Annotated in this window: 13 protein-coding genes; 7 read left to right on the top strand and 6 right to left on the bottom strand. The window is 69.6% G+C overall.

Features of this window, described 5'->3' with window-relative positions; genetic code table 11:
- The first annotated feature begins 292 nt into the window (after positions 1 to 292).
- Together GA0115259_RS20165 and GA0115259_RS20160 are read left to right on the top strand one after the other, a co-directional pair.
- Positions 293 to 2,140, top strand: a complete 1,848-nt coding sequence (locus GA0115259_RS20165; RefSeq protein WP_093599003.1) for a gamma-glutamyltransferase family protein — start codon at positions 293 to 295, stop codon at positions 2,138 to 2,140.
- An 88-nt stretch (positions 2,141 to 2,228) separates the two neighbouring features.
- Positions 2,229 to 3,131, top strand: coding sequence for an inositol monophosphatase family protein (locus tag GA0115259_RS20160; RefSeq protein WP_093599000.1), 903 nt, complete (start codon positions 2,229 to 2,231; stop codon positions 3,129 to 3,131).
- A 95-nt stretch (positions 3,132 to 3,226) separates the two neighbouring features.
- Here the strand turns inward: GA0115259_RS20160 and GA0115259_RS20155 are convergent, their stop codons facing one another.
- The gene (locus GA0115259_RS20155) at positions 3,227 to 4,114 is read right to left on the bottom strand and encodes a nucleotidyltransferase domain-containing protein (protein ID WP_093598997.1); all 888 of its coding nucleotides are present in this window, start codon (positions 4,112 to 4,114) and stop codon (positions 3,227 to 3,229) included.
- A gap of 85 nt (positions 4,115 to 4,199) precedes the next feature.
- Between GA0115259_RS20155 and GA0115259_RS20150 the strand changes: the two genes are divergently transcribed.
- From GA0115259_RS20150 to GA0115259_RS20130, 5 genes are all read left to right on the top strand, one after another.
- On the top strand, positions 4,200 to 5,615 hold the full coding sequence (locus GA0115259_RS20150; protein ID WP_093598994.1) for a phytoene desaturase family protein: 1,416 nt from the start codon (positions 4,200 to 4,202) through the stop codon (positions 5,613 to 5,615).
- An 83-nt stretch (positions 5,616 to 5,698) separates the two neighbouring features.
- Positions 5,699 to 6,214, top strand: a complete 516-nt coding sequence (locus GA0115259_RS20145) for an O-acetyl-ADP-ribose deacetylase (RefSeq protein WP_093598991.1) — start codon at positions 5,699 to 5,701, stop codon at positions 6,212 to 6,214.
- Between the two features lie 231 nt (positions 6,215 to 6,445).
- On the top strand, positions 6,446 to 8,332 hold the full coding sequence (locus GA0115259_RS20140; protein ID WP_202450168.1) for a multicopper oxidase family protein: 1,887 nt from the start codon (positions 6,446 to 6,448) through the stop codon (positions 8,330 to 8,332).
- A gap of 249 nt (positions 8,333 to 8,581) precedes the next feature.
- The gene (locus GA0115259_RS20135; RefSeq protein ID WP_093598985.1) at positions 8,582 to 9,919 is read left to right on the top strand and encodes a Dyp-type peroxidase; all 1,338 of its coding nucleotides are present in this window, start codon (positions 8,582 to 8,584) and stop codon (positions 9,917 to 9,919) included.
- A 142-nt stretch (positions 9,920 to 10,061) separates the two neighbouring features.
- Complete coding sequence (locus GA0115259_RS20130) at positions 10,062 to 11,054, top strand: YVTN family beta-propeller repeat protein (protein WP_161230423.1); 993 nt, start codon at positions 10,062 to 10,064, stop codon at positions 11,052 to 11,054.
- A gap of 11 nt (positions 11,055 to 11,065) precedes the next feature.
- Here GA0115259_RS20130 and GA0115259_RS20125 read toward each other — a convergent pair whose 3' ends face one another.
- The 5 genes from GA0115259_RS20125 to GA0115259_RS20105 form a co-directional block, all read right to left on the bottom strand.
- Positions 11,066 to 12,085 carry a cytochrome d ubiquinol oxidase subunit II gene (locus GA0115259_RS20125; protein WP_237540244.1) on the bottom strand — a complete coding sequence of 340 codons (1,020 nt, stop codon included), beginning with the start codon at positions 12,083 to 12,085 and terminating at the stop codon, positions 11,066 to 11,068.
- A complete protein-coding gene (locus tag GA0115259_RS20120; RefSeq protein ID WP_093598979.1) occupies positions 12,082 to 13,533 on the bottom strand; it encodes a cytochrome ubiquinol oxidase subunit I in 1,452 nt (483 codons plus the stop codon). The genes GA0115259_RS20125 and GA0115259_RS20120 overlap by 4 nt, the downstream gene beginning before the upstream one ends.
- A 155-nt stretch (positions 13,534 to 13,688) precedes the next feature.
- Entirely contained in the window at positions 13,689 to 15,131 is a 1,443-nt protein-coding gene (gene fumC, locus GA0115259_RS20115) for a class II fumarate hydratase (RefSeq protein WP_093598976.1), read from the bottom strand.
- Positions 15,128 to 16,897 carry an NAD-dependent malic enzyme gene (locus GA0115259_RS20110; RefSeq protein WP_093598973.1) on the bottom strand — a complete coding sequence of 590 codons (1,770 nt, stop codon included), beginning with the start codon at positions 16,895 to 16,897 and terminating at the stop codon, positions 15,128 to 15,130. The genes fumC and GA0115259_RS20110 overlap by 4 nt, the downstream gene beginning before the upstream one ends.
- A 149-nt stretch (positions 16,898 to 17,046) precedes the next feature.
- Positions 17,047 to 17,740 (bottom strand): SDR family oxidoreductase (locus tag GA0115259_RS20105; protein WP_107469228.1); only part of this gene is annotated, 694 nt, incomplete at its 5' end.

Genomic DNA, 17,740 nt, shown 5'->3' with positions numbered 1-17,740 from the left:
CCAGAAAGCGAAAGGGCCCACCGACACCGTCGGCGGACCCTCACGAAAGATCGAGGCTAGCGGCAGGTGCGAATATTCGAGGGCCGTACGCGCTTGACGTTTCCACGAGGCAGGTGCTTGCCATGGGGCAAAGCCATTGTGGTGGGAGGCGTGGTGGAAGGGGCGTCGGGGGATACGCTTTTTGGTGGTCAGACGGGCGGGAGTCCTGGGGTGAGCTCCCCTGGGTCTCCCCATGAGGATCGTGCGCGGCGATTGATGTGAGCGGTTCGTTCAACAGCTAGGTGGCATACGTATGTTCACGACCCGGCCCACGCTTCAAGGGACCTTCGGGATGGTGTCCTCCACCCACTGGCTCGCCTCGCAGTCCGCGATGGCCGTGCTGGAGGACGACGGTAACGCCTTTGATGCCGCCGTTGCCGCCGGCTTTGTGCTGCATGTTGTCGAGCCGCACCTCAATGGGCCTGGTGGCGAAGTGCCTATCATCCTTGCGCCCGTCGACGGTGAGGTCCGGGTGCTTTGTGGGCAGGGGCCGGCGCCTGCGGGGGCGAGTATTGGGCACTACCGTTCCCTCGGGCTCGAACTGGTCCCCGGTACTGGTCCGTTGGCCGCCGCCGTGCCCGGTGCCTTTGACGCGTGGATGGTGCTGCTGCGTGATTACGGCACCAAGTCCCTGGCTCAGGTGCTGCGTTACGCCATCGGATACGCCGAGGACGGCCATGCGCCGGTCGAACGGATCGGTGAGACCGTCGAGTCGGTCCGCGAGCTCTTCGAGACCGAGTGGACGTCTTCCGCCGATGTCTACCTTCCGGGCGGCAAGGCGCCGGCGCCCGGGGAGCTGTTCCGTAACCCCGTGCTCGCCGCGACCTGGCGTCGGCTGATCTCCGAGGCCGAGTCGGCCGGAGAGGACCGGGTGGCGCAGATCGAGGCCGCCCGTATGGTCTGGCGTGAGGGCTTCATCGCGCAGGCGCTGCTGCGCCAGTCCGCCACGCCCACCATGGACACCAGCGGTTCGCACCACACCGGCACCCTGACGGCGGCGGATCTGGCCGGCTGGTCGGCGGCGTACGAGGCGCCCGCCACCTATGACTGGGACGGCTGGACGGTGTGCAAGGCGGGCGCCTGGAGCCAGGGGCCCGTCTTCCTCCAGCAGTTGGCGCTGCTGCCCTCCCGTGCGGCCGACCTGCCCGCGTACGGCTCGGCGCAGTACGTTCATCAGCTCATCGAGGGCTGCAAACTCGCCATGGCCGACCGGGAGGCCTGGTACGGCGACGCCGCCGAGGTACCGCTGGCCGCCCTGCTCTCCGAGCCGTACAACACCGCCCGCCGCGCGCTGATCGGCGAGCGTGCCTCGTACGAGTTGCGCCCAGGCAGCCCCGAGGGACGCGAGCCGGTCCTCAGCGCCCATGCCACCGCCGTCTCCACGGGCGAGCCCGGCTTCGACCCGCTGGGCCTTCCGGCCGCGGGTGCGGGCGTGGGCGAGCCGACCGTGGGCAAGCAGACCACTGGCGAGCCGACCGTCGCCAAGGACGGTGCCACTCGCGGCGACACCTGCCATCTCGACATCGTCGACCGTTGGGGCAATATGATCGCCGCCACGCCGAGCGGCGGCTGGCTCCAGTCCAACCCGGTCGTCCCCGAACTGGGCTTTCCGCTCGGCACCCGGCTCCAGATGGCCTGGCTGGACCCCGGACTGCCGAACTCACTGACGCCCGGCCGCCGGCCCCGTACCACCCTCACGCCGTCGATCGCGCTGCGCGAGGGCGTACCGGTGCTTGCCTTCGGCACGCCCGGCGGCGACCAGCAGGACCAGTGGCAGTTCCACTTCTTCCTGGCGCTCGCCCTGCGGGCACCGGTCCGGGGCGGGCTCGATCTCCAGGGCGCCATCGACGCGCCCAACTGGCACAACGACAGCTTCCCCGGCTCCTTCTACCCGCGCGGGATGCGGCCCGGCAGTGTGACGGTGGAGGAGGGCATGGACCCGGATGTCATCGAGGCGCTGCGCCGGCGCGGCCATGACGTGACCGTCGGTGGGGCCTGGTCCGAAGGGCGGCTGTGCGCGGTCGCCCGGGATCCGGAGACGGGCGTCCTGTCGGCCGCAGCGAACCCTCGTGGCATGCAGGGTTATGCCGTAGGACGCTGAGAGTCCCCCGAGCCGTCACGGAGAGTCCCCCCAGCCGTCACCCGGGCTGCCCTCCGGAGTGTCACAGGGGCGTGATTGGCTGGTGGGCATGATCGATGACGCTGTGTACGGAACGTACGGAACGGTTCCCCTGAGGGAGTGGGAGACGGCGGACGGGCGGACGGCCCGGGAGATGCCTCATGGGCTCCGTGTGTCCGCCGTCGAAGAGGCGGTACGCGCGGCAGCGGCGGCCGAGATCATGCCGCGCTTCCGGCAGCTCGCCGCGCACGAGATCGCGGAGAAGACCGGTCCTCACGATCTGGTGACGGTCGCCGACCGGCGCGCGGAGGAACATCTCACCGCCGCCCTCACCGCGCTGCTTCCCGGCTCGGTGGTGGTCGGCGAGGAGGCGGTCCACGCGGATCCGGCGGTGTACGACGCGCTGCGCGGCGAAGCACCCGTATGGATCGTCGATCCGGTCGACGGCACCCGCCAGTTCGTTCACGGCGAGCCGGGCTTCTGCACGCTCGTCGCCCTCGCGCAGGGCGGCGAGGTGCTGGCGTCCTGGACCTACGCGGCGGCGCTGGACGAGATGGCGATCGCCGTACGGGGCCGCGGCGCCTGGCTCGACGGCGTTCCGCTGCGCTCCGGCGCGCCCGTGCCCGGCGCGGTGCTGACGGTCGCGATGTCCCATCCGGACTACACCACGGACGCCCAGAAGCGCGCCCTCCTGGGACTGCGCACCGAGGGCATCGACGCCCGCGCGTGCGGCTCGGCCGGGCTCGAATATCTGGACGTGGCGCGGGGCGCGCTCGACGCGGTGGCCTTCAACTGGGAGCTGGCCTGGGACCATGCGGCGGGCCTGCTGCTGGTGACGGAGGCGGGCGGCGCGCAGCAGACGCTCACGGGCGAGCCGTTCCGTATCACGGGCGGCAACGCGCTGCCCTTCACCGCGGCCCGCGACGAGGCCACGGCGCGGCGGATACGGGAGCGGCTGCTGACGGGCGCGTGAGGAGGTGTGAGGACGCGTGAGGAAGCGCGGCCATCAGGCCTCAGCGGCGGTCGCACCACCAGCGGCCGGATCAGCGGCGGCCCGGCCGTTCTCGGTCAGGTGCCCGAGTCCAGGACGGTCCGTACCTCCGTCACCAGCGCTCCGGCCGCTTCCACCGCCTCCGCGTCCAGTGACCTCAGCGCTCGTGCGATACGCGCGGCGAAGTCCGGTGGCGTGTCCGGGAGGGCGGCGGCCGTTGCCGTGGCGCCCTTTTCGTTGAGGCACCAGACGCGGTGGTGGGCGAGCAGGGCCTGTACGAGGATGCCGAAGGCCCGGGACAGGCAGAGCGAGACGTGGAGGGCGTCACCCGCGCCCGCCGACTTACGGGCCGCCGCCACCGAGAAGTCCGCCTCCCAGGCCGCTTCGGCGAGTGCCCTGCGCAGCGGCTCCGGATAGGCCCGGGCCGCCTCCCGCAGTGCCGTCAACTCGCCGGTGGGATCGGCCAGTACGCGGCAGAGCGCGACCTCACCGGCGTACGCGGGCGACCAGGACCCGAGCGGATGGCCAGGCTGCGTACCCACCTCGAACCGGCCCTCGCGGCACTGCTCCCAGACCCGCTCCACGCGGTGCAGATCGCGCAGGATCCAGTCCACCGCGACGCCGTCCACCGACAGCCAGGCCCCGCCGTTCACCCAGGGACCCCACTCACCGGGGCCCGCGACCTCCACCGGTGAGCCCGTCATCTCGGCGGCCAGTTCGGCCAGCTCTGCCAGCGCCGCTCTGCCGAGCCCACTCGCCGCTCTGTCGAGCCCACTGTGCCCGCCATCGATACCACCGTTCCCGCCGCGGTAGTAGACGCCCAGGTCCCAGTCGGAGTCCGGGCGGTGCGTACCACGGGCGCGGCTGCCGCCGAGTGTCACGGCACGCACTCCGCGTACGCGCGTGAGCCGTGCTGCCATGATGTCGATGAAGTGCGGCAGGGCCGCGTCCGGTGCGGTGTTCATCGTCGCGGACAGTACCCGCCCTCGGGCTGTCGGTGCCCGGGAATATCCTGGGGTTTCTTGCCATCGGCTACGAAGGAGTCCGAAGGTGACGTCGATGCTCGATGCCGTCGTCGTGGGGGCGGGACCCAACGGGCTGACCGCCGCCGTCGAGCTGGCCAGGCGGGGCTTCTCGGTGGCCGTGTTCGAGGCCGCCGACACGGTGGGTGGAGGCGCCAGGACGGAAGAGCTGACGCTGCCCGGCTTCCGGCACGATCCCTGTTCGGCCGTGCACCCGCTGGGCATGGGCTCGCCCGTCTTCGGGACGATGCCGCTCGGCCGGTACGGGCTGGAGTGGCTGCATCCCGAGCTGCCGATGGCGCATCCCTTCGACGACGGCACGGCGGCGGTGCTGTCCCGCTCGGTCGCCGAGACGGCCGCGTCCTTCGGCCCTCGTGACGCGGGCGCGTACCGCCGTCTGGTCGCGCCCTTCCTCGGCAAATGGGACACGCTCGCCCGGGACTTCATGTCCCTGCCGCTCACGGCGCTGCCGCGCGATCCCGTCACCCTCGCCCGGTTCGGACTGGCCGGGCTGCCGCCGTCGACCTGGCTGGCGCGCCGCTTCCACGACGAGAAGGCGCGTGCCCTGTTCGCCGGGCTCGTCGGCCATGTCATAGCCCCGCTGAACGGGCTCGCCACCGGCGCCGTCGGGCTGATCTTCGCGCTCGCCGCGCACGCGGGCGGCTGGCCGCTGCCGCGTGGCGGCTCGCAGTCGATCTCCGACGCGCTCGCCGAGTATCTCCGGGATCTGGGCGGTTCGGTCCACACCGGGTACGAGGTCAAGCGGCTGGACGAGCTGCCGCCCGCCCGCGCCTATGTCTTCGACACCTCGCCGACCGCCCTGGCCCGTATCGCGGGTCTCGGCCGTGTGTACGACGGCTACCGCTACGGGGCGAGCGTATTCAAGATCGACTACGCGCTGGACGGCCCGGTGCCCTGGACGGCCGAGGATCCGCGCCGGGCCGGGACCGTACAGATCGGTCCGACCAGCGGAGAGATCGGTACGGCGCTGCGCCTGGTCGCGGCCGGCCACCCGCCCGCGACACCGTTCCTGATCACCGCCCAGCCGAGCCTGGTGGATCCGTCCCGCGCGCCCGAGGGCAAGCATGTCTTCTGGGCGTACGGTCATGTCCCCAGCGGCTGGCAGGGCGATCTCACCGACGCCGTGGAGCGGCAGCTGGAGCGCTTCGCTCCCGGATTCCGCGACCGTGTCCTGGCCCGGGCCACCGCGGGCCCGCCCGAGCTGGCCGCCCGTAACCCCAACTATGTCGGCGGCGACATCGCCTGCGGCGCCGCCTCTGGGCTCCAGTTGCTGCTGCGTCCCAAGATCTCCCTCTCCCCGTACACCACTCCGCATCCCGCCGTCTTCATCTGCTCCTCCGCGACCCCGCCGGGCCCCGGTGTGCACGGCATGTCCGGGCACAACGCGGCGAAGGCGGTCTGGCGGCGGCTGCGCGAGGTCTGAGGAGGTCGTCCAACGGAAGCCTGAGAAGGTCGTACGACGAGGTCCGCGGAGGCCGTGCGACAAGGTCTGAGGAGGCCGCCGATATGACAACCACAACCCTGACGCTGGTCCGAGGAAGTATCACCGACCAGAGCGTGGACGCCATCGTCAACGCCGCGAACTCCTCGCTGCTCGGCGGAGGCGGTGTCGACGGCGCGATCCACCGCGGGGGCGGTCCGGAGATCCTGGCCGAGTGCCGCGCCCTGCGTGCCGCGCGGTACGGCCGCGGCCTGCCCACCGGCCAGGCGGTGGCCACCACGGCCGGCCGCCTCGACGCCCGGTGGGTGATCCATACGGTGGGCCCGGTGTATCAGGTTTCCGGCAGCGATCCCTCGCTTCTGGCCTCCTGTTACCGGGAGTCTCTCCGAGTGGCCGATGAGCTCGGTGCGCGGACAGTCGCGTTCCCAGCCATCTCCACCGGCGCCTACAGGTGGCCGATGGAAGACGCCGCTCGCATCGCCGTAGAGACCGTGCGGAACACGGAGACGGCGGTCACCGAGGTCAGATTCGTGCTCTTCGACGAGCGGGCATACGCGGCGTTCGCCGGACGACTCCGCTGACCGGAACCATGGTTCGGGGGCGACGCCTTGACGGCTCGGCCAACTGGGTGATTCGAATCCGGTCCGGGAGTATTCCAACAATTGTGCGGGTATTCGCTTGACGGTGTCTCGGGGCATCTCCTGGCTGTCGGTCGACACGGGCGGTACACGGGAGGTCCAATGATCAGTAGGCGGCGGGTTGTTCGGGCCGGCGCCGTCGGCGGCGTCAGTCTCCTTCTGCCCGGTGGGCCGGTGTCCGCGGCCGGGGTGACGGCGGCCGAAGTGACGGCGGACGGTGTGCTCGATCCGGAGACGATAGAGAAGTACGTCGCTGAACTCGTCATACCGCCGGTCATGCCGCAGGACGCGCGGGACGGCGGGACGGGCGTCGACAGCTATGCGATCGGTGTCGGGCAGTTCCAGCAGCAGGTGCTGCCTCCCGGCAGGCCGGCCACCACCGTCTGGGGATATGGTTCCTTGCGGCAGCCCGGCACATTCGGCTACCCGGCCTTCACGATAGAGGCCGAAGTGGGCCGGGCCATGCGAGTGAGGTGGGTCAATCGGCTCCTCGACACAAGAGGGAACCACCTGCCGCATCTGCTGCCGGTGGACCCCACGCTGCACTGGGCGAATCCTCCGGGCGGAGTCCCGGGGCGGGACTCGTCCCCCACGTTCACCTCGACACCCGGCCCGTACACGGGTCCCGTGCCCATCGTGACGCATCTGCACGGAGGGCGGAACACCGAGGAGAGTGACGGCTACGCCGAGGCGTGGTATCTGCCGGACGCGTATGACATCCCGGCGGGCTACGCGCGGACCGGGTCCTACTACGAGGAGTTCAGCAGGAAATCCACGGCGCTGTTCGGTGTGAAGTGGAGCCCGGGGGATGCCGTGTTCCACTACGACAACCTCGGCCGGGCCTCCACTCTCTGGTACCACGACCACGCCCTGGGCATCACCCGGCTCAATGTGTACGCCGGCCTGGTGGGCTTCTACCTTCTGCGCGGTGGGCCGGCGGATCTCGACGAGGGCGTGCTTCCAGGGCCGGCGCCGAAACTCGGCGACCGGCCGGGCACGAGGTACTACGAGATTCCGGTCGTCATCCAGGACCGGTCGTTCCGCACCGACGGAAGCCTGTTCTATCCGGCGAGCCGGGCGTTCTTCGACGGGTTCGAGGGACCTTACGTGCCGGAAAGCGACATGGCGCCGATCTGGAACCCGGAGTTCTTCGCCAACGCGATGGTCACCAACGGCAGGACCTGGCCGGTGCTGTCCGTGGAACCGCGCCGCTACCGGTTCCGGTTCCTCAACGGCTGCAACGCGCGCTTCCTGATCCTCAAGATCGTCACCGACCCGTCGGCATCCAGACCGGTCGCGTCGGCGCTCCCCTTCTGGCAGATCGGCAGTGAGGGAGGGTTTCTGCCGGCACCCGTTCAGCGTGAGCAACTGCTGACCGCGCCGGCCGAACGGGTCGACGTCGTGGTCGACTTCACCTCCATCCCGGCGGGGACCGAGCTGTACCTCATCAACGAGGGCCCGGACATGGCGTTCGGCGGCGGAGTGGCGGGCACGGACTTTCCGCCGGCGAATCCGAAGACCACCGGGCAGGTCATGAAGTTCGTGGTGGAACCGCTCACCGCACCGGACAGGTCGGTACCGGTCTCGGGTCTCACACTGCCCCCGTGCGAGCCTCTGGGGGCGGCGAGCCGTACGCGGCGGCTCTCCCTGAACGAGGTCGGCTCCGCCAGCCTGGCGAACGTGGGTCCCCGTGCTGTGCTGCTCGGCGTCCTGGACGCGTCGGGAAAGCCGATAACTCTGGGATGGGGCGATCCGGTCACGGAGAATCCCGCCCTGGGCGCGACCGAGATCTGGGAGATCCACAACTTCACGAAGGACGGACACCCGATCCACATTCACGAGGTTCAGTTCCAGTTGGTCGACCGGCAACAGAACGGGCAGGCGGCGCGCCCTCCGGAGCCGTGGGAGCGAGGCTTCAAGGACACGGTGATCGCCTATCCGAACGCCATCACCCGGGTCAAGGCCCGATTCGACCAGGCCGGCCGGTACATGTGGCACTGCCACATGCTGGAGCACGAGGACAACGAGATGATGCGGCCGTTTCGCGTCGGCCCGTCGTGAGGGATCGCCGGAGAACGAGAGCCGCAGCGGAGGCGCGGTGACGCGGGCGTGGAACGGGACCGTACGGCCGTACGGCCGTACGGCCGTACGGCCGTACGGCGGGGACGTTCAGCCCACTGCACCGAGGTGCGCCCGCGGCACCGACGCCCCGGAGGCGCTGAACTGCCCTTGCCCGCCCACCGATGGCGAGTGGCACGAGGCGCAGGTACTTTCGGCGCAGAGAGCATCACGAAAGAGGGCATACGCGGCATGAGTGAGCAGAGACCGCCCGGCCCGGAGGGCGAGGACAAGGACAGGGCGGACAGCTCGGACGGCTCGGACGGCGACGGTTGTCCGGCGGCCTTCTTCGCGCGGCGTTCGTTTCTCCAGGGCACTGTCGCAACCGGACTCGCCGGAGCGGCGGGCGTCGGCCTGCTGGACGGCGGTGGTACGGCCCGTGCCACCGCGCCGGGTGACCGAGCCGCCGAGGACACCGAGGCGATTCCCTTCCACGGCTACCACCAGGCCGGCATCGTCACACTTCCGCAGCGGGACGCGACCTTCGTCGCGTTCGACGTGACCGCGTCCGACCGCAGGGCGCTCACCGATCTGTTCCGTACGCTGACCACCCGGGCCCGCTTCCTCACCGCAGGCGGCACGCCTCCGCGGACACCGCCGGACAAACCGCCGTCCGACACCGGCGTCCTGGGCCCCAAGGTCCTGCCGGGCGAGCTCACCGTCACCGTCGCCCTCGGCGCGAGCCTCTTCGACGACCGCTTCGGACTGGGCCCGGAGAAGCCGGTCCAGCTCGTCACCATGAAGGCCTTCGCCCACGACGATCTGGATCCCGCGCTGTCCCAGGGCGACCTGCTCGTACAGATCTGTGCCAAGAACCGTGACACCACGGTGTACGCACTGCTCGACATCCTGTTCCACACGAGCGGCGCGATGAAGCAGCGCTGGCGGATCAACGGAACGCGCAATCCGTCGCGGCCCGTCGGTGTGCCCCGGGACTGGTTCGGCTTCAAGGACGGCATCGCCAACCCGGACCTCAGCGATATGGCACAGCTCAACCAGGAGGTCTGGGTACAGCCGCACACCGACGAGCCGGCCTGGGCGGCAGGCGGGACCTATCAGGTGCTGCGCATCGTCCACTTCCGCCTTGAGAAGTGGCAGGAGGTGCCTCTTGAGGAACAGGAGCGGATCTTCGGCCGTCGCAAGGTCAGCGGCGCGCCCCTGTACGCCGAGGACCCGGACGCCTCCGACCAGCTCGACCCCATCTACACCAACGATCCACAGGGCCTGATCACTCCGCTGAACAGCCATGTCCGGCTGGCCAATCCCCAGACTCCGGAGACCGCGTCCACCAGCGCCATTCTGCGCCGCAGCTACGACTACGACCGCAGCCCCGATGTACGCGGCGGACTCGACCTGGGACACGCGTTCTGCTGCTTCCAGCGTGAACTCAACACGTATATCGCCATGCAGACCCGGCTGGAGGACGAGGCGCTGGTGCCGTACATCAGCCCGCGCGGCGGCGGCTACTTCTTCGCGCTCCCCGGTGTGCGTGACACCCAGGACCACTACGCCCGTGGACTCCTGTCCTGACAGGACGAATCCCTCGATTCCCTTGATGCGCGCAGGAGGCACGATGCGTTCCCTTCGTTCCCCAGGACAGACCCGAGCCCCTGCCGGTACGGCTGACCGGCACCGCAGGAAGGCGCTCCGAGGGAAGGCGCTCCGGCCGGCGTTGCCCGTCCTCACGGTGGTCATCGTTCTGCTGCTGGTGTCCTGCACCTCGGCCGGATCCATGCGACAGGATCCGGTCGCCGCGCCCTCCGCGAGCGCGCAGCGGTCCGCCGGCCGTGTCTATGTGACCAATCAGCTCGACAACACGGTCTCCGTGATCGACGCAGGTACCCACAAGGTGGTGGCCACCGTGCCGGCCGGAACCGGCCCCGAAGGCATCGTCATCACTCCGGACGGCAAGCATGCCTATATCGCCAACAGCGAGTCGGCCAAGGTCTCGATCCTCGACACGCGGACCGACAAGATCGTCAAGGCTGTCGCGGTCGGCAAGAACCCGAGCGGTGTCGCGCTGAGCCCGGACGGCGGATCCCTCTATGTCACCAATGGCGGTTCGAACAATGTCTCGGTGCTCGACACCCGTACCAACCGGGTGACCGCCACCGTCCCGGTCGGTGTCTCACCGGTGAGCGTGGCCGTCAGCCAGGACGGCAAGTCCGCCTACGTTGCCAACTCCGGCTCGGACAGTGTGTCGGTCATCGGCACCGGTACCGACCAGGTGGTCCGGACGCTCCCGGCCGGACGCTCGCCCGTGGGCGTCGCCGTCACTCCGGACGGCGGATCGGTCTATGTGGCCAACGAGGTGACGGCCCGTGTCTCGGTCATCTCGACCGGCACCGGCAAGGTCACGGCCACCGTGCCGGTCGGCGAAGGCGTCTTCGACGTGACCTCCGCACTGGACGGGAAGAAGATGTACGTCGCCGTCCTCGGTCCCGGAAATGTCTCGGTGATCGACACCGGCAGCCGTCACGTCACGGGAACGGTCAATGTGGGCCCGCCGGGAACCGATCCGTTCAATATCGCCGTCACCTCCGGCACGGTCTATGTCACGGACCAGGGAGCGGGCACCCTCTCGGTCATCGACCGTACGACGCTGAAGGTCACCGCGACGGTCACGGTCGGCAACAGCCCGTACGGTGTGGCCGTGAGCCCCTGACATGCGCGGCCTCAGGTCCGTGACTCCAGCCTCCCTCGGTTCTGGAGGACGTAGAGGACGGCCAGCGACGGAGCGACAAGCAGCCCGGCGGCGCAGGCGACACCGGTGAGCACCCAGAGCGTGGGCGCCGGCGCCGCCGCCTCCGCGATGGTGAGATGAGTGCCCAGCAGATACGGGTACTGAGCCACGCCCCAGCCGCACACGACCGTCGCCACGGCCAGGGCGGCCAGCATGCGCAGGGCGAGAGGCTTCTCGCGCCTGAGCAGAAAGAGACTGAGCAGCCCGCTCAGCGCCGAGACGATGAGCAGCGGCAGTCCGCGGTGGCTCAACTGGTGGAACAGCCGCGGCGAGTCGGCCTGGAGTACGAAGATCCCGGCCAGGCCGACCAGACCGGTGACGACTCCCGCGAGCAGCGCCCGTCGGCGGAACCACCTTTCGAGCGGCGGACTCTGGTTCTGCCGTGCCGAGGCGGTCAGAAACATCGCGGCGAGATAGGCGCACACCGACACGGCCAGAATCCCGCCGAGGACGGATGTCGGATTGTTCCAGCTCCCCAACGGATCGCCCTTGCCCGTGGTGGGCACCCGGCCGGACGCGATGGCACCGGCCACACTGCCGAAGCAGTACGGAGTGAGCACCGAGGACAGCGCGAACGTCGCGCCGTAGATGCGCTGTTCGGGCGTGCGCATCGAGGCCTTGCGGAAGGCGAAGCCCGCGCCTCGCAGCACGATTCCCAGCGCGGCGAGGCCCAGCGGGATGTACAGCGTCGTGGTGATGGCCGTGAACGCGGCGGGAAAAGCGCTCCACAGCATGACGAGGCAGTAGATCAGCCAGATGTGATTGGCCTCCCAGACGGGGCCGATCGACGCGTCGATGAGACGGCGTGGCCTGCTGCCGCGCGCCGCTCCGCCGGCGGTCAGATCCCAGAAGCCGGCGCCGAAGTCCGCTCCGCCGAAGAGCGCGTAGGCGATGACGCCGATGAACAGCAGGACCGAGACGGTGCCACCCATGACCGAGACGGTGTCACTCATGTCTGCCGGCCTTCTTCCGTGTGCGCGTCGGTCAGCGGCCGGTTGGGACCGTAGGGAACGTCCAGTCCCTCGTCCTCTCCCTCGCCTCCGCCGGCTCTCCATCGTCGGGTCAGGGACCGCAGGATCAGCACCGCGCCGGTGCCCACCGCGCAGTAGATGGCCAGTACGGCGGAGAAGAACGGCCAGAGATTGCCCTGCGTCGCCACGGCGTCCCTGGTGAGCAGCAGTCCGACCACGGTCCACGGCTGCCGTCCCACCTCGGTGACCACCCAGCCGCTCTCCAGACACACCACGGCGACGACTCCGCTGAGGGCGGCGCAGCCCAGGAACCACCGGTTGGCCGGGACCCGCCGCCGGCGCCACCACAGCCAGGCGAACCAGGCGACCAGGGCGAGCAGGGCGGTGGCCGTGCCCACCATGATGTCGAACGCGAGATGGACGACGCTCACCGTGGCATCGTCGGGACGTACCGCCGGCGCGATCGCGTCGAGTCCGCGGATTTGTGTGGACGGACTGAATCCGGCGAGCAGTGAGGCCACGTCCGGAATCCTGAGGCCGTAGCGCACCTTGCCGTCGATCAGTAAACCGCCCAGTGTCTCGGGAACATGGGTGCCGGTGTCGGGCAGCAGTTCAAGGGCGGCGAACTTCGCGGGCTCGCTCTGGAAGACCTGGCGCGCGACGACATCACCGACATAGATCTGTACGGGCAGGACGACGGCGGCCACGACGAATCCGATGAGGAAGCCGGTCCGGTGGTAGTGGTCGCGGCGCCCTCTGAGCATGCCGAACGCGTAGACGCCGGCCACCGTGAAACCGGCGACGATATAGGCGGCGAGCAGCATATGTACGGTCTCGAACCAGAAGGCGCCGTTGAAGAACACCTCGGCCGGCCGGACCTGCACCACATGGCCGTCGCGCATGGTGATCCCGCCCGGCTGGTTCATCCAGCTGTTGGCCGCCACCACGGAGGCGGTGCCGCCCATGCTCGCCAGCACCACCGGTACGCCCGTCCAGAAGTGCGTCCAGGGCGGGAGCCGCTTCCAGCCGTAGATATAGATCGAGACGAAGATCGCTTCCAGGAAGAAGAAGATGCCTTCGATCGCGAACGGGAAACCGAAGGCGGCGCCGTATCTGCCCATCAGTCCCGGCCACAGGATGCCGAGTTCGAAGCTCAGCACCGTACCGGTGATCGCTCCCACGGCGACCAGTACGGCGGCGACCTTCGACCAGCGCTGGGCGAGCAGCAGCGCCTGCTCGTCTCCGTACCGCAGACCGCGGTAGTTGGCGATGAGCATCAGGGCGGTGAGCGCCACTCCGAACGGCACCAGGATGATGTGGAAGCCGAGAGTGAAGGCCATCTGCTCCCGGGCGGGCAGAAGCTGTGGCGGGTCACCGGCCGAAGCGGCGGCACGCAGCAGAATCCCGGCGGCGTAAGTGGAGGATGGCATTCCTGCATGGTCCACGCGCCGGTCGGCGCGCTGGTACGGCGACACGGACCGACGGCGAGTGGCACCCGTTCAGGTGACCGGGATCAAAGCCGAGTCTCGAAGTCCGGTCCCGGAGGTCAGTCCTGGAGCTCAGGAGCGTAGGGAGTTCAGGGAGCTCAGTTGGAGAGTCCGGCCATCGCACGAGGATCGATGATCCGGTCGTACTCCTCCGCGCTGAGATAGCCGGTGGCGAGCGCGGTCTCGCGCAGGGTGCTGCCCTCCTCGGCGGCCCGGTGGGCGATCTCGCTGGCCCGGTCGTAGCCGATCTCGGGCGAGAGGGCGGTGACGAGCATCAGCGAGCGCGAGACGTCCTCGTCGATACGGTCGCGGTGCAGCTCGGCCCCTTCTACGCAGTAGACCCGCAGCTTCTCGCTCGCGTCGGCGAGGATCCGGGCGCAGTGCAGCACATCGCTGATGATGACCGGACGCATGGCGTTGAGCTCGAAGTTGCCCTGACTGGCGGCGAGCGCGACGGCGCTGTCCTCGCCGAGGACCTGGATACAGACCATGACCATGGCCTCGCACTGGGTCGGGTTGATCTTGCCGGGCATGATCGAGCTGCCGGGCTCGTTGGCGGGCAGGGCGAGTTCACCGAGTCCGCAGCGTGGACCGGAGGCCAGCCAGCGCAGATCGTTGGCGATCTTCATCAGCGGTACGGCGACGGCGCGCAGTCCCGCCGAGGCGGCGGCCATCGCGTCCAGCCCGCCCTGAGCCGCGAAATGGTTGGCGGCCACAGTGAAGGGATGGCCGGTCTGGCGGGCCAGTTCGGCGGCGACCGCGGTGCCGAAGTTCTCGGGTGCGTTGAGGCCGGTGCCGACCGCCGTCCCGCCGATCGCCAGCTCGTACAGCGCGGGCAGAGTGGCGCGGACACGCTCATGGGCGTCGGCGAGCTGTGCGGCGTAACCGGACCACTCCTGGCCGACGGTGAGCGGGACCGCGTCCTGGAGATGGGTGCGGCCGACCTTGACGACATCACGCCACAGGACGGCCTTGTTCTCGATGGCCTGCGTGAGCGCGGCCAGGGAGGGCAGTACGTCGTGGTGCAGGGCCCGCACGGTGGCCAGATGCATCGCGGTGGGAAAGGTGTCGTTGGAGGACTGGCCCATGTTGACATGGTCATTGGGATGGATCGGCGCACGTGAGCCGAGGGTGCCGCCGACGAGCTGGATGGCGCGGTTGCTTATCACCTCGTTGACATTCATATTGCTCTGTGTGCCGGAGCCGGTCTGCCAGACATAGAGCGGGAAGTGCGCGTCGAGAGCACCGGAGATCACCTCGTCGGCGACCTTGGCGATCAGCTCGCTCTGCCAGCGCGGCAGCCGGCCGTCGCGCCCGTTGACCAGGGCGGCGGCCTTCTTGACGCGACCGTAGGCGTGATAAACGGCCTTGGGCATCCGGTCGTCGCCGATCGAGAAGTGGATCAGCGAGCGCTGCGTCTGCGCGCCCCAGTACCGGTCGGCGGGCACCTCGACCGTACCCAGTGAGTCACGCTCGGTACGGGTGCCCTCGGCGTCGATGCCGATCGGCAGATCCCGTACCACCGGCGGGGCCTCGCTCATCGCGCGCTCCCCTCGTGGGACGGGCCAGGATCGTGGGAGTGGCCGGGGCCGTCGGGATGACCGGGAAGATCGGGAATGGGCCCGTACCGCGGCTGCCACATCGCGTCCTGGACGGCCTGCACCAGATCCTCCGGAGCGTTCTCGGCGACGCCCTCCGCGATCGCGGCGCGCGCGACGGCGACGGCCACGGTGGCGGAGGACGCGCGCAGATCCGACACCGGCGGCAGCAGGGACGCGCCGGGAGCGCCGACCCGTGCCTGGCCCGCGACCGCCTCGGCCGCGGCCAGCAGCATGCCGGAGGTGACCCGACGGGCCCGGGAGACGATGGTGCCCAGGCCCAGTCCCGGGTAGAGCAGGGCGTTGTTCGCCTGGCCGATGACATGCCGGACACCGTTCAGCTCGACAGGTTCGACCGGGATGCCCGCGGCGGTCAGCGCTTTGCCGTCGCTCCAGGCGAGGATGGCGGAGGGCATGGCCTCGATCCGCTCGGTGGGATTGGAGAGCGGGAAGATGATCGGCCGCTCGACATGCCGGGCCATCGCGGTCACCACCTCCTTGGTGAAGGTCCCCGGGGAGGTGGAGGTGCCGATCAGAATGGTGGGCCGCGCCTGGCGCACGGTGGTCAGTAGATCGATACGGCCGGTACGGCCGGTGCGGCTGCCGCCGGCCCGGTCGATTCCGCCCTCGTCGGACCAGCCGCGCACCTCGGCGGCCGGGCGGGCGTAGCCGCGCTGGTAGTCCCGCAGATCGGCGATGTCGTCGATGCGGTCGGTGAGCAGTCCTTGCTTGTCCACCAGCCACACCCGGCGTGCCGCCTCGGCCGGCTCCAGACCGTCCCGGACCATCGCCGCCACGAGCTGATCGGCGATTCCCACACCCGCGGTGCCCGCCCCGAAGACCACCACGCGCTGGTCACGGAATGCCATCCCGGTGACCTTGAGAGCGGAGACGACGGCGGCGAGAGTGATCGCGCCGGTGCCTTGGAGATCGTCGTTGAAGATCCGGTAGCGGTCGGCGTTCTGCTCCAGGATGCGCCGGGCGTTGCCGGGACCGAAGTCCTCGAAGTGCAGCAGCGCGTGCGGGAACAGATCGGCGGCCGTCGCCAGATAGGCGGCGATGAAGTCGTCGTAAGGCTTTCCACGGGTGCGGCTGCGCCGTACGCCGAGATAGAGAGGATCGTTGAGAAGCGTCTCGTTGTCGGTGCCCACGTCCAGCACGACGGGGATACAGCGGTCGGGATGCAGACCGGCCGCCGCGGTGTAGACGGCGAGCTTGCCGACCGAGATCTGTACGCCGTTGACGCCCCAGTCACCGATACCGAGGATCTCCTGTGCGTCGGTGACCACCAGCATGTCCACATCGTCGGGCCCCAGCCCCAGGTGTTCGAGGGCGGCCCGGATGTCCTGCGGATGGTCGATGGAGAGATACACGCCGCGCGGGCGGCGGAACTCATGGCTGTACCGCTTGATCGCGTCGCCCACCGTCGGGTCGTAGACGATCGGCAGCAGCTCGGCGAGATGATCGGCCAGTACCCGGTAGTACAGAACCTCGTTACGGTCGTGCAACTGCTCCAGATACACATTCTTGGCCAGCGCGTCGGGCTGCCGCTGGAGCTGCTCGTACGCGCGCCGGAGCTGCTCGTCCAGGGACAGGACGGCATCGGGCAGCCGTCCCACCAGATCGAGTCTCTCGCGTTCCTCCTCGGTGAACGCGGTGCCGCGGTTGGTCAGCGGATCGGACAGGACGGGAAGCAGAGCCTGGGACACGGAAACACTCCTTTCGAAGGTCCGGCCCTTCCATCGTCACTCCCTCGGGTGCGCTCCGCTCGCGCAGCCGCGGCGACGGGCAGGCGGCCGGCGACGGGCCGGCGGCCGATGTCGCATCGCGGCGTAGACGGTGTGCCGGGCCCGGCATGTCAGACGATGCCGCCGTTGGCGCGCAGGACCTGTCCGTTGATCCAGCGAGCGGGCCCGGCGAGAAAGGCGACGACCTCGGCCATGTCCTGCGGAGTGCCGAGCCGCTCCAGCGGTGCCTGGCCGGCCATCCTCGCGATGGTCTGCTCGTCCTTGCCGTCCAGGAACAGCGCGGTGGCGGTCGGTCCGGGAGCGACGGCATTGACGGTGATGTCCCGTCCGCGCAGCTCACGGGCGAGGATCAGTGTCATGGCCTCGACCGCGCCCTTGGTGGCGGCGTAGGCGCTGTAGCCGGGAAGGGCCAGTGACACGACGGAGCTGGAGAAGTTGATGATCGACCCGCCGGAGCGCAGCCTGCGCGCAGCCTGCTGGTCGACCACGAACGTCCCTCGGATGTTCGTGCGGTGCATACGGTCCAGGGCGTCCAGGTCCGTCTCGACCAGCGGTGCCAGTGTCATGACTCCCGCCGCGTGCACGACCACGTCGATCGCGCCGTATGCCGCCTCCGCGGCGTCGAAGAGGTCCGATACGGCCTTCTCGTCCGCCACGTCGGCACGGAAGGCCATCGCCTGTCCGCCGGCCGCGGTGATGGCCGCGACCGCCGCTTCGGCCTCTGTGCTGTTGCCCGCGTAGTTGACGACCACGGCGAAACCGTCGGCGGCCAGCCGCTCGGCGCTCTCCCCGCCGATCCCACGG

It is taken from the genome of Streptomyces sp. MnatMP-M17, assembly GCF_900091995.1.
Taxonomy (GTDB): domain Bacteria; phylum Actinomycetota; class Actinomycetes; order Streptomycetales; family Streptomycetaceae; genus Streptomyces.
The sequence above is the reverse complement of the archived record's forward strand: the minus strand, read 5'-3'. Positions and strand labels throughout refer to the sequence as shown.

Coding starts and splice junctions, on each gene's coding strand:
- GA0115259_RS20165 (WP_093599003.1), top strand. CDS start 293: ATGTTCACGACCCGGCCCACGCTTCAAGGGACCTTCGGGATGGTGTCC.
- GA0115259_RS20160 (WP_093599000.1), top strand. CDS start 2,229: ATGATCGATGACGCTGTGTACGGAACGTACGGAACGGTTCCCCTGAGG.
- GA0115259_RS20155 (WP_093598997.1), bottom strand. CDS start 4,114: ATGAACACCGCACCGGACGCGGCCCTGCCGCACTTCATCGACATCATG.
- GA0115259_RS20145 (WP_093598991.1), top strand. CDS start 5,699: ATGACAACCACAACCCTGACGCTGGTCCGAGGAAGTATCACCGACCAG.
- GA0115259_RS20135 (WP_093598985.1), top strand. CDS start 8,582: ATGAGTGAGCAGAGACCGCCCGGCCCGGAGGGCGAGGACAAGGACAGG.
- GA0115259_RS20125 (WP_237540244.1), bottom strand. CDS start 12,085: ATGAGTGACACCGTCTCGGTCATGGGTGGCACCGTCTCGGTCCTGCTG.
- GA0115259_RS20120 (WP_093598979.1), bottom strand. CDS start 13,533: ATGCCATCCTCCACTTACGCCGCCGGGATTCTGCTGCGTGCCGCCGCT.
- fumC (WP_093598976.1), bottom strand. CDS start 15,131: ATGAGCGAGGCCCCGCCGGTGGTACGGGATCTGCCGATCGGCATCGAC.